General features: G+C 69.5%; 19 protein-coding genes and 1 pseudogene. 14 read left to right on the forward strand and 6 right to left on the reverse strand.

Annotation, left to right across the window (positions count from 1 at the left end):
* Positions 1-177, forward strand: a pseudogene (locus tag ACIP1U_RS28995) (carboxymuconolactone decarboxylase family protein); the annotation flags it as partial.
* A gap of 131 nt (positions 178-308) precedes the next feature.
* On the opposite strand, the gene ACIP1U_RS29000 reads toward ACIP1U_RS28995, so the two are convergent.
* Positions 309-761, reverse strand: a complete 453-nt coding sequence (locus tag ACIP1U_RS29000; protein ID WP_400322469.1) for a PA2169 family four-helix-bundle protein — start codon at positions 759-761, stop codon at positions 309-311.
* Positions 762-1,252: 491 nt separating this feature from the next.
* On the opposite strand from ACIP1U_RS29000, the gene ACIP1U_RS29005 reads away from it, so the two are divergent.
* A complete protein-coding gene (locus ACIP1U_RS29005) occupies positions 1,253-1,738 on the forward strand; it encodes an SRPBCC domain-containing protein (protein ID WP_400322471.1) in 486 nt (161 codons plus the stop codon).
* Between the two features lie 30 nt (positions 1,739-1,768).
* On the opposite strand, the gene ACIP1U_RS29010 is transcribed toward ACIP1U_RS29005, so the two are convergent.
* The 5 genes from ACIP1U_RS29010 to ACIP1U_RS29030 form a co-directional block, all read right to left on the reverse strand.
* Positions 1,769-1,990, reverse strand: coding sequence for a hypothetical protein (locus ACIP1U_RS29010; RefSeq protein ID WP_400322473.1), 222 nt, complete (start codon positions 1,988-1,990; stop codon positions 1,769-1,771).
* Positions 1,991-2,070: 80 nt separating this feature from the next.
* Positions 2,071-2,700: a TetR family transcriptional regulator gene (locus ACIP1U_RS29015; RefSeq protein ID WP_400322475.1), complete on the reverse strand. Its 630-nt coding sequence runs from the start codon at positions 2,698-2,700 to the stop codon at positions 2,071-2,073.
* A gap of 17 nt (positions 2,701-2,717) precedes the next feature.
* Positions 2,718-3,095, reverse strand: a complete 378-nt coding sequence (locus tag ACIP1U_RS29020; RefSeq protein WP_400322476.1) for a nuclear transport factor 2 family protein — start codon at positions 3,093-3,095, stop codon at positions 2,718-2,720.
* A gap of 30 nt (positions 3,096-3,125) precedes the next feature.
* Complete coding sequence (locus tag ACIP1U_RS29025) at positions 3,126-3,911, reverse strand: SDR family NAD(P)-dependent oxidoreductase (RefSeq protein WP_400322478.1); 786 nt, start codon at positions 3,909-3,911, stop codon at positions 3,126-3,128.
* Between the two features lie 40 nt (positions 3,912-3,951).
* On the reverse strand, positions 3,952-4,836 hold the full coding sequence (locus tag ACIP1U_RS29030) for an alpha/beta fold hydrolase (protein ID WP_400322480.1): 885 nt from the start codon (positions 4,834-4,836) through the stop codon (positions 3,952-3,954).
* Positions 4,837-4,975: 139 nt separating this feature from the next.
* On the opposite strand from ACIP1U_RS29030, the gene ACIP1U_RS29035 reads away from it, so the two are divergent.
* From ACIP1U_RS29035 to bcsA, 12 genes are all read left to right on the forward strand, one after another.
* The gene (locus ACIP1U_RS29035) at positions 4,976-5,767 is read left to right on the forward strand and encodes an SDR family oxidoreductase (RefSeq protein WP_400322481.1); all 792 of its coding nucleotides are present in this window, start codon (positions 4,976-4,978) and stop codon (positions 5,765-5,767) included.
* A gap of 122 nt (positions 5,768-5,889) precedes the next feature.
* Complete coding sequence (locus ACIP1U_RS29040) at positions 5,890-7,461, forward strand: DUF1302 domain-containing protein (RefSeq protein WP_400322483.1); 1,572 nt, start codon at positions 5,890-5,892, stop codon at positions 7,459-7,461.
* Positions 7,462-7,522: 61 nt separating this feature from the next.
* Complete coding sequence (gene dmpE / locus ACIP1U_RS29045; RefSeq protein ID WP_400322485.1) at positions 7,523-8,305, forward strand: 2-oxopent-4-enoate hydratase; 783 nt, start codon at positions 7,523-7,525, stop codon at positions 8,303-8,305.
* A gap of 66 nt (positions 8,306-8,371) precedes the next feature.
* Positions 8,372-9,358: a 5'/3'-nucleotidase SurE gene (gene surE / locus ACIP1U_RS29050; RefSeq protein WP_400322487.1), complete on the forward strand. Its 987-nt coding sequence runs from the start codon at positions 8,372-8,374 to the stop codon at positions 9,356-9,358.
* A 10-nt stretch (positions 9,359-9,368) separates the two neighbouring features.
* Positions 9,369-10,031 (forward strand): hypothetical protein, encoded by a 663-nt coding sequence (locus tag ACIP1U_RS29055; protein ID WP_400322489.1) that lies wholly within the window; start codon positions 9,369-9,371, stop codon positions 10,029-10,031.
* Positions 10,032-10,354: 323 nt separating this feature from the next.
* Positions 10,355-12,700, forward strand: a complete 2,346-nt coding sequence (gene bcsB / locus ACIP1U_RS29060) for a cellulose biosynthesis cyclic di-GMP-binding regulatory protein BcsB (protein WP_400322491.1) — start codon at positions 10,355-10,357, stop codon at positions 12,698-12,700.
* Between the two features lies 1 nt (position 12,701).
* The gene (gene bcsZ, locus ACIP1U_RS29065; protein WP_400322494.1) at positions 12,702-13,931 is read left to right on the forward strand and encodes a cellulose synthase complex periplasmic endoglucanase BcsZ; all 1,230 of its coding nucleotides are present in this window, start codon (positions 12,702-12,704) and stop codon (positions 13,929-13,931) included.
* Positions 13,916-17,767, forward strand: coding sequence for a cellulose synthase subunit BcsC-related outer membrane protein (locus ACIP1U_RS29070; protein WP_400322496.1), 3,852 nt, complete (start codon positions 13,916-13,918; stop codon positions 17,765-17,767). Before bcsZ ends, ACIP1U_RS29070 begins: the two co-directional genes overlap by 16 nt.
* Before the next feature lie 51 nt (positions 17,768-17,818).
* Positions 17,819-19,558: a cellulose biosynthesis protein BcsE gene (bcsE, locus tag ACIP1U_RS29075; protein ID WP_400322498.1), complete on the forward strand. Its 1,740-nt coding sequence runs from the start codon at positions 17,819-17,821 to the stop codon at positions 19,556-19,558.
* A 22-nt stretch (positions 19,559-19,580) separates the two neighbouring features.
* Positions 19,581-19,784, forward strand: coding sequence for a hypothetical protein (locus ACIP1U_RS29080; protein WP_400322500.1), 204 nt, complete (start codon positions 19,581-19,583; stop codon positions 19,782-19,784).
* Complete coding sequence (bcsQ, locus tag ACIP1U_RS29085) at positions 19,781-20,593, forward strand: cellulose biosynthesis protein BcsQ (protein WP_400322502.1); 813 nt, start codon at positions 19,781-19,783, stop codon at positions 20,591-20,593. The genes ACIP1U_RS29080 and bcsQ overlap by 4 nt, the downstream gene beginning before the upstream one ends.
* On the forward strand, positions 20,590-23,184 hold the full coding sequence (gene bcsA, locus ACIP1U_RS29090; RefSeq protein WP_400322504.1) for a UDP-forming cellulose synthase catalytic subunit: 2,595 nt from the start codon (positions 20,590-20,592) through the stop codon (positions 23,182-23,184). Before bcsQ ends, bcsA begins: the two co-directional genes overlap by 4 nt.
* Positions 23,185-23,217: the final 33 nt, after the last annotated feature.

A 23,217-nucleotide genomic window follows, 5' to 3' on the forward strand; every position in this document is an offset into this window, starting at 1 on the left:
ATGACCACACGTTGCGATGGCTGCATCGCCTCGCACGCTGCCGCAGCCGCCAGGGCGGGCGCGACCAAGGAGGAATTGGCGGATGCGCTGGGGGTCGCGATCGCGATGAATGCCGGCGCCGCTTATGTCTATTCCCTGCGCGCTCTCGAGGCTTTCGACGAGCTCAAGGCGGCATAGGCGGCGGGGCGGGGCGGGCCGAGCTTCGTGTCACACAGAAGCGCTGTGCCGGGCTCACTTGGCGGATGCTGCTGCCGATGCACATGGTTGTACCAGTGGACGAAGTGCGCCGCCCGGATACGCCCCGGTCGTCAATGGATCTGCATGCCCCGCATGGCATGAAGCCGCCCGTGATGCCGCATCAGGTCGTCATACTGGCGCTGCAGCACGGCGTTGGCCTCCGGTGGCAGCGACTTCGTCAGGGCGGACTGATACTCGCGCCTGGCGGCTTCTTCCTCGTGCTCGCAGATGCCCAGTATGGCGTCGTCGTTGCCCGGCTGCAGCATGTGGCGCAATGCCATCCAGCCACGTAGCAGCGTCCCTTGCATGCTGCCGCGGGCAGCAGGCTGGCCGCCCATGGCGCTGACCATGGACTGCAGCTCCGTCACCGACGTGCGACACGACGCCGCCGTGCTGGTCAGAATTTCGCGCAGTTGCACATCATTCACATCGCTGGCACCACTCATGCAGGCCAGTTCGCTGTCCTTGCCAGCCGCGATCAGCTGGTTCAGCGCGTGGAAAGTTTGTTGCTGGGTTTCGCCCATGGCTTTCTCCTAACATGCATGCCGGCGACGCGGGTGTAGCGCGGCTCGCCGGATCGCCAAAGGAAGGACCATCGCAGGCTGGAGACGCCAACGGCAATGGCTCACGCGGTTAGCGGTGGCTCCTGTCGGCCCTGCCCATTTCGAGGCAAGGCACAACCATGATAGGAGATGACCACGGCGGGAGCGCAGAGGATCACATGGTGCGAGATTTCGCTGCTCCGCGCCATTTCACGTTAGCGCAGAAGCGGCCGCATCAAACATCTGGCAAATGCCAGGCCGCAGCGCTGACCAACAAAAAAAATGCCGACCATCACCCCCAGGCCGGCACCAAGCTCACAGCAGTTGGAGACTCGCGGAGCAGAACCCCAATATCCCGCAGCAACACCACCTCGTCTTCGTCCACCCAGACTCGTCCGTTCAGGGTATGCGCACCCCCATCATCGAGACCTAGTGTTGTCCTTCCAACCGAAGAACTGAAAGGAGACACCACCATGGCGAAGCCCGAAAACCTGGTCACCTCGATCACCGTTGAAATCGAAGCGCCCGCCTCCCTGGTATGGGAAGTCCTGACCGACTTCCCGCGCTATGCCGAATGGAACACCTTCTGCCCCGGCCTGGAAACAACAGCCAGGCTGGGCGACATGGTCCACATGCAAGTCCGCATCCCAGGCACCGACCAGATCATCCCCGTCAATGAGTACCTCGTGGCGTGGGAGCCAGAACGCCTGCTGTCGTGGGAGCAACGCCCCACGGACGAAAACAAGGACGCCGCCCGCCGCGACCAGTACATCGAAGCGATCGCCCCCGGCCGCACCCGCTACTTCACCACCGACCTGTTCCTGGGCCTGAACGCCGAAACCATCATGCGCGAGCACGGCGCCTGGGTAAAACAGGGCTTCGACCAGGTGGCAAGAGATGTCAAGGCGCGCGCTGAAGCGCTGCACGCGTCAGCGCTGACCAACGCTGACCGGCACTGACCTATAGCGAGGACGACATCCCCGCTGCCATCACTGCGGCGGGCGCTGGCTAAGTACCACCATGGCTGCAACGCCGCGGTTACGCACGCAGGCAGCATCACACCCGTCCGCAGCCGTGCCGGCAGCACGGACTTCATCGTGACCGCCGTACGCCACGGCGACCCCATTCCCGCCCGCCAGCACCCAGGCCACCCCCAGGCCGGCCCCTACCGCGGCCAGGCCGGCCGCCCAACGAAATCCGAGCCGCTTCATCGCTGTCTCCTCCGCACCCTTTCCGGGTCCTTTGACAGCATCGTAGGCGGCGCCCGCCGCCGCCTCTTCGTCCGAGCAGACTAAGGGGTATCCCGAGGAAACGCCGGACCACCGGCGCCATCCTGGTATGCATCGCGTTGCATACCAGGCGCGGCATACAGCCGTGCCAGCGATGCCGCGCACCCGGACAAGCCGGCGGGCGCCAGCTGCAGCGCGTGGGCGCTCAACAGGCCCCACAGGTGCGCGACCAGCAGGCCAGCCTGTCCTGGCTCCGTCATCCGTACCGCCAGCGTGTTGCGCAAGGTATCGATACCCCGCAACACGCGCACGCGCAGCGGACACAGCTCGCAGGCCGTGCCGCACTTGTGCTGCAGCAGGAACGCCAGCAGGCTGACATGGCGTGCCATGCCGTCGCCATCGAGCAATGCGGCAAGCGCCGGCTCCAGCACGTCCGTGGCCGCGCCGGCGTGGTGCCGGTCCAGCGGTGCGAGCCGGTCTGCAAGGTCTGCTTCGGCACAAGACAGCAGCGCACCCATCAAGGCGGCGCGGGAGCGGAAGTGGGCATACACCGCGCCGCGCGTCATGCCGATCGCGCGGGCCACATCGTCCAGCGTGACGCAATGCACGCCCCGCTGGCGCATCAGCTGCTGCGCACTGGCAAGGATGCGCGCGCGCGTGGCATCAGCATCGTCGCGGCTACGCCGGACCATCGCTGCAGTTGGCGGTCTTAGATGAAGTGCACGTCGTCCGGCCCCCAGTGGGCGCGCATGCTCTGGAAGCGCCCGTCCGCGGCGAACGTCATGATGTCGGTCACGTCGATCCGTGCCGCCCGTCCTTCCAGCCGCGCATGCACCGCAAAGGTCAGCGCGGCGGCGTTGCCGTGCGAACCGCGCGGCGGCGCCACCACCTCCAGGCGCGCGCCAAGCGCGGTGGCGTGCTGGTAGAAGGCAAGGATGGCCGGCTTGCCGGCAAGCGGCTGCGCGCCGACCGGATCTTCCACCGTGGCATCGTCCGCGTAGAGCGCGGCGACACCTTCGGCGTCGCCGGCATTGAAGCGTTCGACATAGGCAAGCAGCGTGGCTTTCATCGCGGCGCTATCGGGCATCGTCTTCTCCCTGTCCATCTCTCTGTCCCGTCAGCGTGCGGTGTAGCCGCCGTCGATCACCAGCTCGGCGCCGGTCACATAGCGTCCGGCATCGGAGACCAGGTACAGGATGCCCGCCGCGATGTCGCGCGGCTGCCCGACCTTGCCGATCGGCGTCAGGCCGCCGAGATAGTCGAACAGCGCCTCGCCCTGCCCCGAGGCCTGGGCCACGTGTTCAAGCATCGGCGTGCGGATATAGCCGGGATGGATAGAGTTGGCGCGAATCCCCTTGGCGGCATAGAGCATGGCATCGGTCTTGGCCATCATCCGCACCGCGGCCTTCGAGGCGTGGTAAGGCGGCACGTCCGGTCCCGCCGCAATACCGTACATCGACGACACGTTGACGATCGCCCCACTGCCGGCGCGCTCCATGTGCGCGATGGCATGCTTGGTGCACAGGAAGGTGCCGGTCACGTTCACCGCCATCACCTTCTGCCATTGCTCCAGCGTCACCTGGTGGGTCGGCTCGTTCGGGCCTTCGATGCCGGCGTTGTTGATGAGGATGTCCAACCCGCCAAAGCGCGCCGCGACCGCATCCAGCACGCGCGCCACGTCGCTTTCGCTGGTGACGTCGAGCTGCCAGAACGCGGCCTCGCCGCCTGCGTCGCGGATGGCCTCGGCGGTGGCCTTGCCGTCCGCTTCAAGCACATCGAGCACGGCCACTTTCGCGCCTGCCGCCGCCAGCACGCGGGCGGTTTCCGCGCCGATGCCGCGCGCGGCGCCGGTGATGGCGGCTACCTTGCCGCGCAGGTCGAACAGGCTATACGGGTATTCCATGATGTCTCCTCGGATGTCGTGGTAGGGGTATGGGCGCCAATTATGCCGCGACGGCCTGCGCGGTATCCGCCAGCGTATCGGCAAGGAAAGCGAGACATTCACGATTGAAATACGCGGCGTGTTCGACCATCACCCAGTGCCCGCAGCGGTTGATCATGACAAAGCGGGCATCGGCGCAGCCGCCGAGAAACTTCATCGCGCCTGAAGCAGGATTGAACTGGTCTTCCGTGCCCCAGAAGCCGAGCACCGGGCAGCCGATCTCGCCAAGACGCGCGGTCAGGTTGGGCACCTTCATGGTGGCCAGCACCTCGCGCGGCTGCTCGCGGCACACCGCCATGCGCTCGTCCACCAGCGCGTCGGTGACCAGGCTGGCGTCATGCACCAGCAACTGCAGCAGCTGGCGCATGGTTTCCGGGTTCATGTGCCCGCCGGTAAACAGCGACACCATGCGCTGGATGCCTTCCATCTGGAAGTAGGTCTCGCGCTCTTCCACGCCGCCCGGCGCCATCATCACCAGCCGGCTCACATGGTCGGGATAGTCCAGCGCGTACTGCAGCGCGATTGCGCCCCCAAGCGAATTGCCGACCAGCACGCAGCGCGGCAGCGCCAGTGCCACCAGCTGCTCGCGCAGCGCGGCGACGAAGAACTCCAGCGTGTATTCGACGTCGTCCGGCTTGGACGACAAGCCATACCCCGGCAGGTCGACCACCACGGTACGGAAGCCCGCCGCCGCGAAGGCCGGCACGTTGAAGCGGAAGTTGCTGTGCCCGCTCGCGCCCGGCCCGCTGCCATGGATAAAGACCACGGGTTCGCCACTGCCGGCGTCCAGGCAGTGCAGCCGCAGGCCCCCGGAAGTGGTGACGAAGCGCCCGACCGGCAGGTTCGGATGCAGGGATGAAGGCGTTTGCTGCGGCGTAGCGGACATGAGGGCGTCTCCCGTGGAATTTCCAGCGATATTTGCCAGCGATATTGCGCAGCGCCGGCATGCCGGGCATCGTTCATTCGGACTACGAGCGATCCGGCCACTTCTCCTACGATGGGCCCTCCATGCACAGGGGAACCCCATGACAGGATTCGACTACACCGGCCAGGCCGTGCTGGTGACCGGCGGCATGCGCGGCATCGGCCGCGCCATCAGCGAGGCCTTCCTGCGCGCCGGCGCGCAGGTCTTCGTCTGCGGACGCACCGCGCCCGCGCATGACGGCGAGCTGCCGTGCGCAAACGGGCGCAGCGCCCGGTTCATCGCCGCGGACATCCGCGACGCCGAGCAGGCCGATGCCATGCTTGCCGAGATTGCACAGGCCAGCCCCACGCTCGACGTCGTGATCCACAACGCCGGCGGCTCGCCGTACGCGCTGGTCGCCGATGCCTCGCCACGCCTGCTGGAGTCGGTGATCCGGCTGAACCTGGTGGCACCGCTGCAGCTGGCGCAGCGCGTCAACGCCCGCATGCAGCAGCAGCCCGGCGGCGGCACGCAACTGTTTGTGGGCAGTGTCAGCGCGCTGCGGCCCTCGCCCGGCACCGCGGCCTATGGCGCCGCCAAGGCCGGCATCCTCAACGCGGTGCGCACGCTCGCGGTGGAATGGGCGCCGCGCGTGCGCGTTGCCGCGGTCAGTCCGGGCATGGTGCTGACCGACACCTCGCGCGACCAGCACTACGGCGATCCCGAGGCACTGCGCGCGATGGCGGCGACGGTCCCGCTGGGCCGCCTGGCACAGCCCGATGACATCGCCAGCGCCTGCCTGTTCCTGGCTTCGCCGCAGGCGTCGTACGTGTCCGGCGCCAACCTCGTTATCGATGGCGGCGGCGAACGCCCGGCCTTTCTCGACGCGGCCTCGCTCAACCGCACCGCGTAGGGAAACCGCCTAGTCCGTTCTGCCGATTTGTGCAGGTCTCCCGCTCTCTACGCTTGCGGCCAGATGCGCGCCATTCGAAGTGCCAGGCCATGAACCACCACGGAAACCAAGGGGAGACCACCATGCACCAACCACCACGCGGCCCAGTGAAGCGCCGCAGCCGGCTGCGGCCGATCGCCGTAGCGGCCGCGCTGGCAGCGCTGGCCACGCTGCTGGCGCCTGCCGCACGGGCCGGCGACACGATCGAGTTTGGCCGCGACACTACGCTCGATTACAGCGTCACCGCGTCGTACGGCGCTGCGGTGCGAACCGGCCATCGCAGCGACACGCTGCTGAGCCCGGCGAATATCAACGGCGACGACGGCGACCGCAACTTCAAGCCCGGCGACATAATTGCCAACCGCGTGTCGCTGCTGGGCGAAGCCCACCTGCGCCACGGCGCTTTCGGCGCGCTGGTGCGCGGCAGCGTCTTCTACGACTGGGCCTACCGTGGCACCAACTCGAACAACGCGCCGTTCACGGTCAACCACAGCGGCCCGTTCAACCAGTTCACGGAATCGGCGCAGGACTACCACGAGCATCGCGCCCAGCTGCTCGATGCCTATGTCTACGGCACCACGCCGGTCGGCGGCACCCAGCTGAGCTTCAAGCTGGGCAGCCAGGTGGTGGCATGGGGCGAGAGCCTGTTCTTTGCAAACATCGCCGGCGCGCAGGGGCCCGCGGATGCCACCAAGGCGTTCGTGCCGGGCGCCGAGGTCAAGGACATCCTGCTGCCGGTGCCGCAGGCATCGCTGCAGCTGCAGGTCACGCCGTCGTTCAGCCTGATGGGCTATTACCAGTTCACCTTCAAGCCGAACCAGCTGTCGGCGCCGGGCAGCTACTTCAGCACCAGCGACCTGGTCGGCCCGGGTGCGGAGTTCATCATCGGGCCCGGCTTCCGCATCCCGCGCGGGCCGGACATCCGCCCGTCCGACTGGGGACAGTGGGGCGTGGGCGCGCGTTGGCGCATATTCGAAGGCACCGAGATCGGGCTCTATCAGTTGCGGTACCACGACAAGAACCCGAGCGTCGTGACCTCGCTCTTCCCCTCGATGCAGTACCAGCAGAAGTTCTTCGGCGGCATCAACCTGACCGGCGCCAGCTTTTCCACGCAGGTGCTCGGCGCCAATGTCGCCGGCGAAGTCAGCTACAAGGACGGCATTCCGATGCTGGTGGACGTGGCCGGCTCGCCCACCGCCTCTCGCGGCAAGGCACTGCAGGGACAACTGTCCGCGATCTACTCGGTGGGGCCGACCTTCCTCGCCAACTCGCAGTCGCTGCTCGGTGAAATCGCCTACCTGCATGTGCTGAGCGTCGATCCGGTGATGGGCTTCAGCCAGCTGACCAACACGCGCAACTCGGCGGCGTTCCAGCTGGGCTGGTCGCTGACCTACAACAACGTGTTCGACGGCTGGGACCTGACCGTGCCCCTCACCTATGCGCACCAGTTCAGCGGCCGCTCGGCCGTGGCCGGCGCCTTCGGCACGCTGATGGGCTATGGCGACCGGCGCGCCAGCGTGGGGCTGACCTTCAAGTACCTGAACAACCTGGAGCTCAACCTGACCTACGCCGCGTTTATCGGCGGGCCGAGCATTACCAACCGTCCGCTGGCCGACCGCGACTACGTGGCCTTCAACGCCAAGTATTCGTTCTGACGCCCGCTTCGTCCCGAGCTGCCGCCGCACTAGCCGCGGCAGCGCAACCCTGTTCCCTGCCATGCACGCCGACCAGATCGCCACGCTCAGCCACGAACTCCACCGCGCGCTCGTCACGCGCTCACCGGTGCCGCCACTGAGCGGCCGTGGGCTCAATCTCGACGTCAACGACGCCTATCGCATCCAGCAAGGCTTCATCGCCCACCGGCTCGCCGCGGGCGACCGCGTCGCCGGCAAGAAGATCGGCGTGACCAGCAAGCCCGTGCAGGAGATGCTGGACGTGCACCAGCCGGACTTCGGCATCCTGCTGCAGAGCATGCACTACGCCGCTGGCCAGCCCATTCCGACCAACACGCTGATCCAGCCGCGCGCCGAGGGCGAGATCGCCTACTTCCTGCGGCGCGACCTGCGCGGACCGGGCGTGACGCGCGAGGACGTGCTCGACGCGACCGAGTCAGTGGCGGCGTGCTTCGAGATCGTCGACTCGCGCATCCGTGACTGGCGCATCCGCATCGAGGACACCGTCGCCGACAACGCTTCATGCGGCGTCTACGTAATCGGCGACGAGCGTGTCAGTCCACGCGATCTCGACCTGGCCGCCTGTGCCATGACGCTTGAGAAAAACGGCGAGTGCGTGGCCACGGGACTGGGCAGCGCCGCGCTCGGCCATCCCGCCGATGCGGTGGCCTGGCTGGCGAACACGCTGGGCAGCTTCGGCATCCCGCTGCTGGCCGGCGAGACCATCCTGTCGGGCTCGCTCGCGGCGCTCATCCCGGTCGAGGCCGGCGACCGGCTGTCCATGCACATCGCCGGCATCGGCGGCTGCAGCGCCGTTTTCTGCTGACTTTTTTACCTGGCGCCGCGGCCATGCAGCGCTTTCCATACCAATCAGAAAGAGGAGACTGGTTCCATGCTTAGACTTACTGCCCCTTTGCGGCTGAGTCTCGTTGCCGCGGCCCTGGCGGCGGCAGCCACCCCCGCCCATGCGCTCAATGTGCTGCTGACCAATGACGATGGCTGCGCCGCGCCCGGCATCACCGCCGTGCGCAAGGCCCTGCAGGATGCGGGACACCGCGTCATCACGGTTGGCCCGGCCAGCAACCAGAGCGGCTCCGGTGCCGCCTACGCGGTGCCCGACGGGCGTACGCGGCTGGTCGTGGAACCGCTGGCCGGCGGCGCCGACACGTACTGCGTGCATCGGGTCAAGCCCACCTACGTGGCCGGCGGCGCGCTCAATGCCACCAACGCCGACTACATCGGCAGCGGCTCGCCGGTCGATGCCACCGCCATGGGCCTGAAGATCGTCGGCCCGGAAAACGGCTTCACGCCCGACCTCGTCGTCTCCGGCGCCAACTTCGGCGAGAACCTGTCGGACTCGATCCCGCACTCGGGGACGGTGATGAACGTCCTGTTCGCCGCCCGGCGCGGCGTTCCGGCCATCGCCTTGAGCGTCGGCGTCGACTTTGCCGAAGCGCGCAGCGGCTTTCCCGCGACGCTTGCCACCTTCCCCAAGGCCGGAGCCTTCCTGGCCCGCGTGATCGGCAGCCTGGAAGCCACGCGTCGCGCGGGCCAGCCACTGCTGCCCGTGGCGCATCCGCTCAGCATCAATTACCCGATCGTCGCCGGCGGACAGGCCCCCGCCGGCGTACGCCTGACCGTGCCGGGCACCGTGGATTCGTTCACCACCGCATACAAACGCAATGCCGACAACACGGTGTCGATCGAAGCAGGCGCAGCGGAAACCGAGTTGAAGTCGCTCGCTCGCACCGCCGAGACGCCGGCCTTCGTGGCCAAGTACATCACCATCTCGCCGCTCGACGTGGATTTCCGCCCGACGCCGCTGGTGCGCGGCCTGTTCAACCGCTCGCACCGCGACCTGGCCGCGCTGGCGCCCTGAGGACGACATCATGGGCAAGCAACCCGGAAACTGGCGCCACCTCGTGCTCGCATGCGCGGTGGCGGCCCTGGCGGCATGCGGGGGTGACGAATCGCGCGACATCAGCGGCACCGCCGCGGTCGGTGCCGCGCTGGCGGGCGCATCCGTGCAGCTGCGCGATACGCAAGGCCAGGTGCGCCAGGCGACAACCGACGCCAGCGGTGCCTTCCGCGTGGGCGGCGTGACGGACGGCGCGGTGATGGTGCGGTGCGACGGTGGCCTTGCGCAGGGCGAGCCTAACCGGCAGCAGCTGCACGGCCTGCTGCTGGCGGGGCGCACCGTCAACTGCACGCCGCTGACCGAACTGGCCTTGTGGAAGCTGCTGGACGGGCCGCCGGCGCGAGCCTTCGACAGCTTCGGCCCGGAACATGCGGCGCGCCTGAACGCCGATGCCGTCGCCGCGGCCGAGCAGGCGGTGCTGGACGCGCTGGCCGCCGGCGCCGGGGTCGATATCGATCCCGCCGCCGTGCCCGGCCGCTGGCATGACACGCCGCTCGCGGCCGGCAATCCCGGCGACCCGCACGATGCAGCACTGGACGCCATGCGCGAGGCCATAGCCGACCAGGCAGCGCTGGACCTGATGGGAGAGATGGTGGTGCACGGCGTTTGCCGGGCAGACAACACCTGCGAGTAAGCGGGCGAAGCGAGATAAGCGGCACGCCGAAGTGAAGCGCGGACGACTTGCCGTGCGGCCGCGCCAGTGCCTCTCCTACAACGCGAAGCGGAAACGTTCCCTTTTGGCAAGAGGGTGACGTTTCCGCTTTTTTTATTCGCTGCTGAATCTTCTTTAGAACACTGGCGTAATGTGGAGCCCGCAGTGCTTTTGCAGCTACACTGGCCCGACCGGCGTAAGCCGCACAGCCTGACATTGCGCCGAGCCATCGCAGCAGTGTAGACTCCCGCGCCGCGTGTGCCATCCGCCCCGGAAGAGCATGCAGAGGAACCGCCATCGTGCTCATGACCTGCTCCGTCTCGCCCCGCTTCCACCGCACTCAGATTCTGGCCGCCAGCTTGCTCGCCCTGTCCTGCTTGTCGTGGCCAGCGGGCGCCCAGCCACCGGTGGCGGGTGCCGCGTCCGTGCCAGCCGCGCGGCAGCCGGCCTCCGCGGCGGCCACCGGCGCGGCAGCCCAGCTCCCGGACGGCAGCGCGCCGCAGCCCGCCGCGGCCAATACCGCCACCCACGTCCTCACCCTGCGCCAGATGGGCGCCTACGGCCCGATCGCGCTGCGCGGCGTGGACCACGCGCGCCAGCTCGATATCGGCGTGCGGCTCGATGAAGTGGTCACGGCGGCCAGGCTCAGGCTGGCCTTTACCTATTCGCCGGCGCTGGTGTTCCCGCTGTCGCATATCAAGCTGACGCTGAACGACGAAGTCATCGCCACGCTGCCGCTGGAAGAAAAGGAGTCCGGGCGCCTGGTCACGCGCGAGGTCGATATCGACCCGCGCTTCTTCACCGACTTCAACCACCTGCGCGTGCAGCTGATCGCGCACTACACGCTGGATCATTGCGAAGATCCGCTGCACTCGAGCCTGTGGGCCGACATCAGCCCGGCGACCACGCTCACGCTCAATACCTCGCGCGTGACGCTGCCGGATAACCTGGCGCTGCTGCCGGCGCCGTTCTTCGACCGCCGCGACAACCGCCGCGTGACCGTGCCGTTCGTGTTGCCGGCGGGCGCCGACGGCGCGACGCTGCGCGCCGCCGGCGTCGCGGCGTCATGGCTGGGCGCGCTGGCCGCCTGGCGCGAGGCGCGCTTCCCGGTGGCGCGGACCGCGCCGGCCGGCAGCGACGCCATCGCCTTCGTCACGCCGCAGACCATCCCGGCGGGCCTGAACCTGCCGGCAATCGCCGGCCCGGCCGTCAGCCTCATGCCCAACCCGGCCAGCCCGGACCGCAAGCTGCTGGTGGTAGCCGGGCGCAATGCGCAGGAGTTGCAGACCGCGGTCAATGCCCTGGTGCTGGGCAAGGTGGCCATGGCCGGCAACAGCGCACGCGTGGAGTCGGTCGACATCGGCAAGCCGCGCCGGCCCTACGACGCGCCGGCGTGGGCGCCGACCGACCGCCCGGTGCTGTTCCGCGAACTGGTGCCGGACCCGCAGGACCTGCAGGTGACCGGCGGCAACCCAAACCCGATCCGCGTCAACCTGCGCGTGCCGGCGGACCTGTACGACTGGACCCGCAGCAACGTGCCGCTGGACCTGCGCTACCGCTATACCGCGCCGCCCACCTACAACGACTCGGTACTGAGCATCGACGTCAATGACCAGCTGGTGCGCTCGTACCGCCTGCGCCCGCTGGCCAGCACCGACGACCACAACGTGGTCAGCGTGCCGCTGCTGTCGGGCACCACCGCGTCGGCATCGCAGCGGGTCGGCATCCCGGCGTTCCGCGTCGGCAGCAACAACCAGATGCAGTTCCAGTTCCATATCGATTCGCAGAAGGCGGGACTGTGCTCCTCCACGGCGACCAACGTGGCGCGCGCGGCGATCGACCCGGACTCGACCATCGACTTCAGTCGCTTCTCGCACTACACCGGACTGCCCAACCTGGCGTACTTCGCCAACAGCGGCTATCCCTTCACCCGGCTGGCCGACCTTGCCGACACCGCCGTGGTAGTGCCTGACGCGCCAACCGCGATGGACCAGGAAGCGCTGCTGTCGCTGCTGGGCCATATGGGCAAGTGGACCGGCCTGCCGTCACTGCGCGTGACGGTGGTGCCGACGTCAAAGATCGACAGCGTGCGCGACCATAACCTGCTGCTGATCGGCACCGGCAGCGGCGCCGCCACGCTGGAAAAATGGGGCAAGTCGCTGCCGCTGCTGATCGCGCGCGGCAAGACCGAGATCTCGCTGCGCGACCAGCGCACCGGCATCTGGTCGAACTGGCTGGCCGGCGTGCGCGAGGATCCGGTCACGCCTGTGGGGCGTGCCATCCTGTCCGCCGATGGCCCGATGGCGGCGCTGGTCGGCTTCGAATCGCCGCTGGCCGACGGCAATACCGTGGTCGCGCTGACCGCCACGGAAGACCGCCGCGTGGCCGACGTGCTGGACGCCCTCGAGAACCCCGGCAAGGTGGCGCAGATGCGCGGCGACCTGACCGTGATCCGGCAGGACCAGGTCGATGGCCTGCGCCTTGGCGAGCGCTACTACGTCGGCGACCTGCCGTGGTACGCGCGCATCTGGGTGCGAGTGTCCGCCTTCCCGAGCCTGATGGCGATCGGCGGCCTGCTGGCCGGACTGGTGGTGGCGCTGTCGCTGTTCTGGACCCTGGGCAGGCTGGCGGCGCGGCGCAGCGGGAGCTGACATGCGGCGCACGCTGACAGGCCTGGGCCGATGGCTGGCAGCCGGCGCGCTGGCCTGCGCCGCGCTGGCCGCGGCTGCCACCCCTGCGCCCGCGCCGGCCTGCAAGTGGGCCGACTGGGATGCCTTCCGCCAGCACCTGATGAGCGCCGACGGGCGCGTCATCGACCGCAGCTCGGACCAGCAGGCCACCGTGTCCGAAGGCCAGGCCTACGGCCTGTTCTTCGCGCTGGTGGCCAACGACCGTGCCAGCTTTGACAAGCTGCTGACGTGGACCGAGAACAACCTGGCGCAGGGCGACCTGGTCTCGCACCTGCCCGCGTGGATCTGGGGCAGGCTCACACCCGAGCAGGCCGCCAGCGCCGGCCACGCGGGCAATGCAGGCAATGCGGGCAGCGGCTGGGGCGTGATCGACAGCAACCCGGCATCCGACGCGGACCTGTGGATCGCCTATGCGCTGCTGGAAGCAGGCCGGCTGTGGCAGGAGCGCCGCTTCACCGCGCTCGGCACCTTGCTGGCACGGCGCATCCTGCGCGAGGAAACCGCGGTGCTGCCCGGCCTGGGCCGCACCGTGCTGCCTGGCCCGCAAGGGTTCAGGCTGGGCGACAAGCGCTGGCGCCTGAATCCCAGCTACGTGCCGCTGCAGGTGATGCGCCGGCTGGCCGCCGCGCTGCCGGAAGAGCCAGCCTGGCAGCAGCTGGTCGGCACTTCGGCGCGGCTGATGCTGGACACCGCGCCGCGCGGCTTCTCGCCCGACTGGGTCGAATATGAAGCCGGCCGCGGCTTCCTGCCCGACGCGGCAACCCGCGCCGAAAGCGCATACAACGCGATCCGCGTCTACCTGTGGGCCGGCATGCTGCCGGCCGACGAGCCGCAGCGGGCCGCGCTGCTGCGCACCTTCACGCCGCTGGCCGACTATGTCGCGGCCAAGGGCTATCCGCCCGAGCGCATCGACACGCAGACGGGCCAGCCCGGCCCGGCCGGCACGAATGCTGGCAACGGCGGCTTCAGCGCCGCGGTGGCGCCGTACCTGGCCGCGCTCGGCCGCGCCGACCAGGCCGCCGCGCAGGCGCGCCGCACGCGCGAGCTGGCACAGCGCGAGCCCGGCGGCCAGGCCGGCTACTACACCCAGGTGCTGACACTGTTCGGCCTCGGCTATCTTGACGGCCAGTTCCGTTTCGCCAGGGACGGCGCGCTGCTGCCCGCTTGGAAGACCGGATGCCCCGCGCGCTGAGCCCGATCCTGCTGCCTGCACTGTTCGGCGCCGCCGCGGTGGCGCCGATGGCGGCCGCGCCGGCGCTGGCCCAGCAGGCCGCAAAACCCTCGCCCGAGCTGGCGCAGTTGCTGTCCGCGGCGCGCATGTGGGAAGCCAAGAACCGCACCGACGTGGCGCGCGGCATCCTCGACAAGGCGCTGCTGATCGAACCCAACCAGCCAGACGCGCTGATGATGATGGGACTGATCGAGCTGCGCTCCAACCGCCCGCTCGAAGCCGAGAAGATCCTGCGCCGGCTGCGCCAGGCCAATCCGGGCCACCCTGCCACGATCGAACTGGAAGATGCCTACCGCATCGCCACGCGCGACAAGGCCGAGATGGCGCGCATCCGGCTGCTGGCGCGCGCCGGCAAGTCCGAGGAAGCCATTGCCCGGCTGCGCCAGCTGTTCCCGCGCGGCGCCCCCCGCGGCGAGCTGGCGACCGATTACTACCGCATCCTGGCCGGCACGCCCGCGGGGCGCACCGCCACCATTGCCGAGCTGCGCACGCGCGTGCGCCAGAACCCGGACGACCTGCGCCTGCAGATGGCACTGGCCAGCCTGCTGACCGACCGCGAGGCGACACGCCAGGAAGGTCTCGGCATCCTGCAGCGCATTGCCCGGCGGCCCGACGGCGACCGCAAGGGCGCGCTGGAGATGTGGCGGCGCACGCTCTACAACGTCAGCGACGATCCCGCGTACTACAAGTGGTACGAGGCCTACCTGCAGGAAGTGCCGGATGACGACGCCGCGCGCCAGACCCTGGCCGAGCTGGGCAAGCGCACCACCGCGCGCCAGCGCGAGCAGGCCAGCCCGGCATACCAGGCGCGGCGCGAGGGAGAGAAGCAGCTGGCGCGCGGCAATGTGCGCGAGGCCGAGACCGCGCTGGAGATCGCCAACCGCAAGCGCCGCAATGAAGGCGAGACGCTCGGCAACCTCGGGCTGGTACGCCTGCGCCAGGGACGCCACGACGAAGCGCGCGAGCTGTTCACGCGCGCCGCCCAGCTCGATACCGGCAACCGCAGCAAATGGCGCAGCCTGCAGGGCACCGCCACGTTCTGGGGCACGCTGGCCCGTGCGCGCGAGGCCAATGCCCAGGGCAAGCCGGTGCAGGCCGAAGCGCTGGCGCGCCAGGCGCTGCAGCAGCAGCCGGACAACGCCAATGCGCGCGCCATCCTTGCCGACGCGCTGATCGCGCAGGACCAGCCGGCCGAGGCCGAACGCCTGCTGCGCGCCAACCTCGCCGGCCCCGAGCCCGATATCGGCAGCCTGCGCACGCTGGTCAAGCTGCTCAATGAAAGCGGGCGCGGCGACGAGACCGGGCCGTTGATCGCCAGCACCGCAAGCCGCCTCAAGGGCTCGGCCGAAGAACTGCGCAGCCTGCGCGCCGAACTGCTCGCGCTGCAGGGCGAACAGTTGCTGGCGCAGCGCAAGCAAAGTCCGGCGCTGGCGCGGCTGGAAGAATCGATCCGGCTGGCGCCGCAGGATCCCTGGACGCGCTTCACGCTGGCGCGCGCCTACCGCGACCTGGGCCTGCCGGCGCTGGGCCGGCGCGTGATGGAGGAAGGCGTGGCCGCCGCCGAGAGCAACAAGAGCACCATGAGCGCCGAGATGCGCTATGCCGCGGCGCTGTACCTGAATTCGGTCGACGACATCGACGCCGCCAGTGCGTTGTTGGCTGACGTGCCGGACGCCGAGCGCTCCGACGGCATGCGCCGCCTGTCCGGCAACCTGGCCGCGCAGCGCCTGCTGCGCGAAGCACGACAGTTGTCCGCGCAGGGCCGCGAAGACGAAGCGATGGCCAGGTTGCGCGCGGCCGCGGGCCAGGTGCCGGACGATCCGCAGACGCTGGCCTCGGTCGGGCGCGAATGGATCGCGCTGGGCCAGCCCGACACCGGCCTGAAGCTGGTCACGGACTGGCTCGACGCGCATCCGGACGACCCCGCCATCGACGTGCGCATCCGTTATGGCGAACTGCTGGCCGCGGCCGAGCGCGACGATGCGCTGCGCGCGTGGATCGCCGACGTGCGCGCGCGTCCCGGCCTGAACGCCGCGCAGCGCGCCGACCTCGACGACCAGTCGCTGCGGCTGGCGGTGCGCGGGAGCGACCGCCTGATCGCCGAAGGCGATTTCGCCGGGGCGCAGCGCACGCTGATGGCCGTGCCCGAAGCGCAGCAGCGCGAGCGCCGCTGGCTGCTGGCCTTGGCCGACCTGCGCGAGGCCCAGGGCGACTATGCCGGCGCCGCCGACGCCGCGCGCCAGGTGCTCGCGGCCAACCCCAGGGACGCCGGCGCGCGGCTGATGGTGGCCAACATGCTGGAGCGTCAGGGCGACGAGAAGCAGGCGCTTGAGATCGTGCGCGCGGTGCTCGCCGATACCGCCGAGGACGACATCGACACGCGCCTGTCGATCGCGCGCCGCCTCACCGCGATGCGCCGCGAGGACGAAGCACTGGCGGTGGTCGGCCTGCTGCGCCAGCGCTATCCCGAGCGCGCCGACATCGCGGTGCAGGCCGGGCGCATCGCGCAGTCGCGCGGCGATTTCGACGAGGCCGCGGCGCTGTACCGCGAGGCGCGCGTGATGGAGCAGCGCGAGGGCGTCAGCCCCGGTCCGGAAGGCACCGCGGCCGGCCGCGCGCTGGCCTCGCTCGAAGCCCGGCGCGAAGGCCAGGTGGCCTCGGCGGTGCTGTTCTCGCACAAGACCGGCGATCCCGGCATCTCGCGCCTGCTGGCGACCGAGATCCCGCTGTACGTGCGCATTCCGCACGGCTACACCGGCCATGCCTTCTTCCATGCCGACACGGTGCTGCTCGATGCCGGCACGCTGCCCGCCGACAACCTGTCCGCCTCGCGCGACTTCGGGCGCATCCGCGCGCTCGGCAATGCCGGCCTTGGCCCGATCGGCCAGAACGACCGCGGCGTGGCGCTGGCCGCCGGCTACGAGTTCAACGGCGCCTACAACAGCTGGCGTGCCGACATCGGCACCACGCCGCTGGGATTCCTGCGGCAGAACATCGTCGGCGGACTGCGCTGGCGCGGCGAAATGGGGCCGGCATCGACCACCATCGACGTCTCGCGGCGCGCCGTCACCAGCAGCCTGGTGTCGTACGCGGGCGCCACCGACCCCGCCCATATCGACCCGGCCACCGGCGCGGTCACGCCCGCGGCCACCTGGGGCGGCGTGGTGCGCAACGGCGTGCATGTGCGCTATGCGCGCGACGTGGGGCGCTTCGGCCTGTTCGCCGATCTCGGCTACGGCATCTACACTGGTCACAATGTCCTGACCAACCGCGAGTTCACCGTGCGCACCGGCTTCGACGTGCCTGTCTTCGTGCGGCGCGACCAGCGCCTCACCAGCGGCCTGGTGCTGAACTACTGGCGCTACAGCGAGAACGAGCGCTTCTACAGCTTCGGCCACGGCGGCTACTACAGCCCGCAGCGCTACCTGTCGTTCGGCATCCCGCTGGACTGGACCGGGCGGCGCGACAAGCTGTCGTGGCGCGTGCGCGGCTCGGTGGGGCTGTCGAGCACGTACGAGAAGTCGATGCCGTACTATCCCACCGATTCCCGGCTGCAGGAACTCTCCGGCAATGCCACCTACGACGGCGGCTCCGGCGGCGGCTTCAGCTACACCATCGGCGCGGCCATCGAGTACCGCTTCGCACCGCACTGGGTAGCCGGCGCGGTGTTCGAGATCGACCGGTCGCGCGACTACGCCCCGAACCGCGCGCAAGCCTACGTGCGCTATTTCTTCGACAAGCAACAAGGGCCCGTACCCTACCCGCCCACCCCGGTGCGGCCTTATTCGACTTATTGAGCCACATCACTGAACCACATCACTGAGCCACAGACCGAGCCGAACCTCACCATGAACGACGCCAGCCGCCCCTCCGCCCCACCGCCGCCGCGCTCGCGCAAGAAGCCGCGCGCCTGGCTGCAGGCGCGCCCGGCGCTGGCCATCGACGCGCTGCCGCCCGCACTGGCGGCGCTCGAGCCCGCCGCCGTGCACGTCGTCTATGCCGACGCCACGCCCGCCTGCGACGCGCTGTTCTGGCAGAGCGCGGCACGCCTGCTGCGCGCGCGCACCACGGTGCTGTCCCCGCGCGAACCGGCCGGGATCGCCGACATGCTGCGCGCGCACGGGCTCGACATCGAACGCTCGCGCACGCTCCATACTCGCGCCAACGTTTGCACACTGCGCGGCGTTCCTGACCGCTCCGGCATCGACGTGCTGACCGAAGCGCTGCAGGCCGTGGTGGACCAGTGCGGCGCGCAGGGCAGCCAGTTCCTGGTGGAAGGCGCGCAGGGATATTTCCGCTGGGACGATCCGGTCGCGCTGGCCGACGACGGCGAGCGGCTGGCGCATTGGTGCGCAAGCAACAGCTGTGGCGTGCTGCTGGTCATGGAGCCGCCCGGCGGCGTGGCGGCGCTGCAGCTGGCGTCGCTGGCCGGGTTCCACCGGCATTTCGCCGGCGTGGCGCGGCTGGCGCAGCAGCACGGGCAGTTCGTCTGGGAGGTCGGCTTCTGGCGCCACAAGGACGCGATCCTGCCGCCTGAGGTGGTGCCGCTGCGCTTCTCGCCGGTGGACCGTGGCCTGGTGGCCGGCAGCAGCGCCGACGACGCCATCGCGCCCGGCGAGTCGCCCACCTTGCTGGCCCCTGACGAGGACCGCATCATCGCCAGCCGTGAAGCCGTGCTGCGCGAACGCTGGATCCCCGCGCACTGGCAGGTGGTCGACGACAACGCCGCCGCGGTGGCCGCCGCCGCCGGTGCGGTCGCGGCCACCGTGGTGCTGCACTACGGCCAGATCGCCGAGCTCGAGACCCTGGCCGGCCAGGTGCACCAGCTGCGCCACGACGGCGGCAAGGCGCTCAAGATCGTGGTGCGCGAGGACCACGAGATCCTGCGCCAGCGCTACGAGCTGCTGATGATGACGCTGGGCGCCAGCCTGGTGATCCACCGCAACACGCCGTTCGCGCGCGTGCAGACCATGATCGAGGCGATCCAGGGCCAGGTGTTCTCGCGCCCGATCCTGCCAGACTACAAGAGCGCGCTGTCCGCGGTGTTGGCCACCGCCGCCACGGGCTACGTGCCGCCCGCCGACTTTATCTCGCTGGTGCGCACCACGCTAGAACGCAGCAGCGTGATCCGGTTGCCGCACGTGCTGCTGGAGCTGCCGCTGCTGCCCGAGGTGGCGCATGTCGACGCGCTGCGCGCTTGCCAGATGCAGGATGCCGGCGACCTCTGCACCGCCGGCAGCAACGCGGTCTACGCCTTCTTCTTCGCCTGCCGCATGGAGAACGTCGAAACCGCGTGCCGCCATGTGTTCGTGCGGCCGATGTCCGAGCTGTTCGGCGGCGAGCTGCGCTGCGGCGATTCCGAATCGATCCTGGGCTCGCTCAAGCGGCTCGAATCCGATATCGCGCAGCGCCCGGTGCAAGACTACAGCGGCTGGCTGGCCAGCCAGCCCGGGCTGTCACCGGTGGCAGCGCCGGCGGAACTGCCGCCGCAGGACGCGCCGATCCCGCTGCCCGCGACCTCGCGCGCGCGCCGCGGCCGGCGCGCGCGGCCGCAGGCCTTTGCCATCCCGCTGAAGCCGCAACGCTAGGCAAGATCGACAGGAAACGACCATGGACTTGTTTCTCGGCTATTTCATCTGGGGACTGATCCTGGCAGTGCCGGTGGCCTGGGTCGTCTGGCACTTCCGGCTGCTGCGGCTGCTGCCGCGCTGGCGCCTGCCGCGCGCGCGCCGCGCGGTGCGGCTGCCGCCCCAGCTGCAGCCGGTGGTGATCCGCGGCCGGCGCTGGCGTGAAGTGAGCGGAGAGCGCGAATGAAGACCGTAGCCATCGTCTCGACCGTGGGCGGCGCGGGCCGCACCACCGTCACCGCCGAACTCGCCACGCTGCTGGCGTGGCACGGCCATCCGGCGCTGGCCGTCGAATGCGACCCGCGCGGGCTGCTCGGCTTCCATTTCGGCCTGCGCGCGCCGGCCGGGGCAGGGTTGTGCAACACCGTGAACTGGAGCGAGGCGGGGCAGCGCAGCGACGACGGCGTGCTGTTCGTGCCGTGGGGCGATCCCGGCAGCGTCGCCGAGCAAGGCCGCATGGCCGAGCGGATGGAGCGCGATCCGCACTGGCTGCGCGGCCTGCTGGCCCAGGTGGACCTGCCGGCCAATGCGCTGGCGCTGGTCGACAGCGCGCCGTGGCCGTCGCCGTATGCGCGCCAGGCCATCGCCGCGGCGGATCTCGTGCTGGTGCTGGTGCCGCCGCAGCCGCAGACCTGCGCCACGCTGCCGCCGCTGCGCGCGGCGCTGCGCGATACCGGCGCCGCCGTGGCCTGCGCGGTCACGCGGCTGCAGCCGGCGCATCAGCTCCATACGGATATCTCGGTGCTGCTGCGCGCCACGCTGGACGGCGACCTGCTGCCGTATGAAGTGCATGAGGACGCTGCCGTGCCCGAAGCCTTTGCCCGCGGCGAGAGCTTTTGCCGCAGCACGCCCTACTCTCAGGCAGCGCATGACCTGCAGGGGCTGGCCTCGTGGGTATCGGGCTGGAGCCTGCTGGCCGTGCGCGGCAAGGCCGGTTCCGACAGCGTGCGCGACGTGGGCGCCCGCCCGATGGCCACCGAGGCCGACCGGACATGATGCGTGCACTGCTGCCCCTGCCGCTGCGCCGGCGCGCGGCCGACTGGTTCCAGGCGCTGCGCCACGCGCTCGCGCGCGAGCTGGGGGTGGCCGCCGAGGCCCCGGTCAGCCTGTGGCTGCTGCGGGTGTTCTTTCGCACTCCGCCGCGCGGGCGCCCTGACGTGGCGCTGCTCACCGCCAACTGGGTGCGGCGGCGCCTGCGCCAGCGCCTGGACATCCCGCGCCACCAGTACGGCGCGGGCATCTGGCTGCGCCGCGCGCTGCTGCGGCCGCCGCGCGCACTGGTACCGCTCGCCGCCGACGTGCACCATCGCCGCAAGCCGCAGGCGCCCCCCGAGCCCAGCGCGCTGCGCCGCTGGTTCCGCAGCTGGCTCGAACCGGTCTACTTCCGCGCCAAGCGGCTGCGCCGGCGGATCCTGGCGCGGCTGCCGCGCATCGACTGGAAACGCGTGGGGCTGCGTCTCGAGGCGCTGTCGCCCACCTTGTCAAGCATGCCGTGGCTGATGCCGGCGCTGCTGTCGCTGGCCGCCGCCGCGGGCATCCTGCTGTGCACCACGCCGCTGCCGCTGGGCGACCAGTTTCTGCTGGTCACGCTGATCATCCTGGGCCTGCTGGTGCTGCGGCGCATCCCGGGGCGCGCCGCGACGCTGACCATGGCCGCGCTGTCGGTATTGATGGCCGGCCGCTATATCTGGTGGCGCATCACCACCACGCTGCAGTTCGAGAACGTGCCGGAAGCCGTGTTCGGCTACCTGCTGTTCGCCGCCGAGCTCTATACCTGGATCGTGCTGTTCCTGGGCTACGTGCAGACCATCTGGCCGCTCAACCGCCAGCCGGCTCCGCTGCCTCCCGATACCGCGAGCTGGCCTACTGTGGACGTGATGATCCCCACCTACAACGAGCCGTTGCGGGTGCTGCAGCCGACCGTCTATGCCGCGCTGGGACTGGACTGGCCGCAGGATAAACTGCGCATCTATATCCTCGACGATGGTGCCCGCGACGAAGTGCGCGACTTCGCGCGCGACGCTGGCGTGGGCTACCTGGCGCGCACCGAGCACGCGCACGCCAAGGCGGGCAATATCAATTCGGCGCTGCGGCACACGCGGGGCGAGTTCGTCGCGATCTTCGACTGCGACCACATTCCGGTGCGTTCCTTCCTGCAGATGACGATGGGCGAGTTTATCGCCGACCCCAAATGCGCGATGGTGCAGACGCCGCACCATTTCTTCTCGCCGGACCCGTTCGAGCGCAACTTCGACACCTTCCGCCGCGTGCCCAATGAAGGCAGCCTGTTCTACGGGCTGATCCAGGACGGCAACGATTTCTGGAATGCCACCTTCTTCTGCGGTTCGTGCGCGGTGATCAAGCGCGCGCCGCTGGAAGAAATCGGCGGCATCGCGGTGGAGACCGTGACCGAGGATGCCCACACCGCGCTGAAACTGCATCGCCGCGGCTACAACAGCGCCTATATCCGCATCGTGCAGGCCGCCGGGCTCGCCACCGAGAACCTCGCCGGCCATATCGGCCAGCGCATCCGCTGGGCGCGCGGCATGGCGCAGATCTTCCGCATCGACAATCCCATGTTCGGCAAGGGCCTGCACCTGTTCCAGCGCCTGTGCTACACCAATGCGATGCTGCATTTCTTCTATGGCATACCGCGGCTGATCTTCCTGACCATGCCGATCGCGTACCTGGTTTTCGGGCTGCACGTGATCCACACCTCGGCGGTGCTGATCATGGCCTACGTGCTGCCCTACCTGTTCGTCGCCAACATCACCAACTCGCGCCTGCAGGGACGCTACCGGCATTCGTTCTGGGCGGAGGTCTATGAATCGGTACTGGCGTGGTACATCGTGCTGCCGACCACGATGGCGTTCATCAACCCGAAGCTGGGCAAGTTCAATGTCACGGCCAAGGGCGGGCAGATCCGCGAGGAATACCTGGACTGGACCATTTCCAAGCCTTACCTGGTGCTGCTGGCGCTGAACGCGATCGCCCTGCTGCTGGGCTTCGGGCGCATCCTGTTCGATCCGGCATTCGAGCCCTCGGCGATCATCATGAACCTGGGCTGGGCGCTGGCCAACCTGGTGATGCTGGGCGCGGCCATCGGCGTGGCACGCGAGGCGCGCCAGGTGCGCGTGTCGCACCGCATCCCGATGCGCGTGCCGGCGACGCTGCTGCTGCCCGACGGCCGCACGCTCGCCTGCAAGACCGAGAACTATTCGCTCGGCGGACTGGGCCTGGCGCTGCCGGTGGAGGCCAGGGTCGAGCCCGGCACGCACGTGGGCGTGTGCCTGTCGCGCGGCACGCGCAGCTACCATTTCCCGGCGGTGGTGACGCGCAATGTCGAGCGGCAGATGGGCGTGCGCTTCGACGGCATGGACTCGCGCACCGAGCAGCAGCTGATCCAGTGCACGTTCGGCCGCGCCGACGCCTGGATTCACTGGGTCGACGAGCAGCCGGTGGACGTGCCGCTGCGCGGCCTCAAGGAAGTGATCGAGATGGGCTACCAGGGGCTGCTGCGGCTGGTCGATGCGTTCCGCGGCGCCGCCACGGCGCTGGCCGGGCGCGTGCGCCCGCGCCGGCTCTGACCTCAAACACAACGCAAACGCGGCAACGCCACG

The sequence above is a fragment of the Cupriavidus sp. NPDC089707 genome (genome assembly GCF_044748965.1).
In the GTDB taxonomy this organism is placed as follows: domain Bacteria; phylum Pseudomonadota; class Gammaproteobacteria; order Burkholderiales; family Burkholderiaceae; genus Cupriavidus.

What these genes read in the sequence shown, in the direction of transcription:
- surE (WP_400322487.1), top strand. Translation starts at nt 8,372, where the DNA reads ATGCTTAGACTTACTGCCCCTTTGCGGCTGAGTCTCGTTGCCGCGGCC.
- bcsE (WP_400322498.1), top strand. Translation starts at nt 17,819, where the DNA reads ATGAACGACGCCAGCCGCCCCTCCGCCCCACCGCCGCCGCGCTCGCGC.
- ACIP1U_RS29030 (WP_400322480.1), bottom strand. Translation starts at nt 4,836, where the DNA reads ATGTCCGCTACGCCGCAGCAAACGCCTTCATCCCTGCATCCGAACCTG.
- bcsB (WP_400322491.1), top strand. Translation starts at nt 10,355, where the DNA reads ATGACCTGCTCCGTCTCGCCCCGCTTCCACCGCACTCAGATTCTGGCC.
- ACIP1U_RS29055 (WP_400322489.1), top strand. Translation starts at nt 9,369, where the DNA reads ATGGGCAAGCAACCCGGAAACTGGCGCCACCTCGTGCTCGCATGCGCG.
- ACIP1U_RS29010 (WP_400322473.1), bottom strand. Translation starts at nt 1,990, where the DNA reads ATGAAGCGGCTCGGATTTCGTTGGGCGGCCGGCCTGGCCGCGGTAGGG.
- ACIP1U_RS29040 (WP_400322483.1), top strand. Translation starts at nt 5,890, where the DNA reads ATGCACCAACCACCACGCGGCCCAGTGAAGCGCCGCAGCCGGCTGCGG.
- ACIP1U_RS29070 (WP_400322496.1), top strand. Translation starts at nt 13,916, where the DNA reads ATGCCCCGCGCGCTGAGCCCGATCCTGCTGCCTGCACTGTTCGGCGCC.
- ACIP1U_RS29005 (WP_400322471.1), top strand. Translation starts at nt 1,253, where the DNA reads ATGGCGAAGCCCGAAAACCTGGTCACCTCGATCACCGTTGAAATCGAA.
- bcsA (WP_400322504.1), top strand. Translation starts at nt 20,590, where the DNA reads ATGATGCGTGCACTGCTGCCCCTGCCGCTGCGCCGGCGCGCGGCCGAC.
- ACIP1U_RS29000 (WP_400322469.1), bottom strand. Translation starts at nt 761, where the DNA reads ATGGGCGAAACCCAGCAACAAACTTTCCACGCGCTGAACCAGCTGATC.
- dmpE (WP_400322485.1), top strand. Translation starts at nt 7,523, where the DNA reads ATGCACGCCGACCAGATCGCCACGCTCAGCCACGAACTCCACCGCGCG.
- ACIP1U_RS29080 (WP_400322500.1), top strand. Translation starts at nt 19,581, where the DNA reads ATGGACTTGTTTCTCGGCTATTTCATCTGGGGACTGATCCTGGCAGTG.
- bcsZ (WP_400322494.1), top strand. Translation starts at nt 12,702, where the DNA reads ATGCGGCGCACGCTGACAGGCCTGGGCCGATGGCTGGCAGCCGGCGCG.
- ACIP1U_RS29015 (WP_400322475.1), bottom strand. Translation starts at nt 2,700, where the DNA reads ATGGTCCGGCGTAGCCGCGACGATGCTGATGCCACGCGCGCGCGCATC.
- bcsQ (WP_400322502.1), top strand. Translation starts at nt 19,781, where the DNA reads ATGAAGACCGTAGCCATCGTCTCGACCGTGGGCGGCGCGGGCCGCACC.
- ACIP1U_RS29025 (WP_400322478.1), bottom strand. Translation starts at nt 3,911, where the DNA reads ATGGAATACCCGTATAGCCTGTTCGACCTGCGCGGCAAGGTAGCCGCC.
- ACIP1U_RS29035 (WP_400322481.1), top strand. Translation starts at nt 4,976, where the DNA reads ATGACAGGATTCGACTACACCGGCCAGGCCGTGCTGGTGACCGGCGGC.
- ACIP1U_RS29020 (WP_400322476.1), bottom strand. Translation starts at nt 3,095, where the DNA reads ATGCCCGATAGCGCCGCGATGAAAGCCACGCTGCTTGCCTATGTCGAA.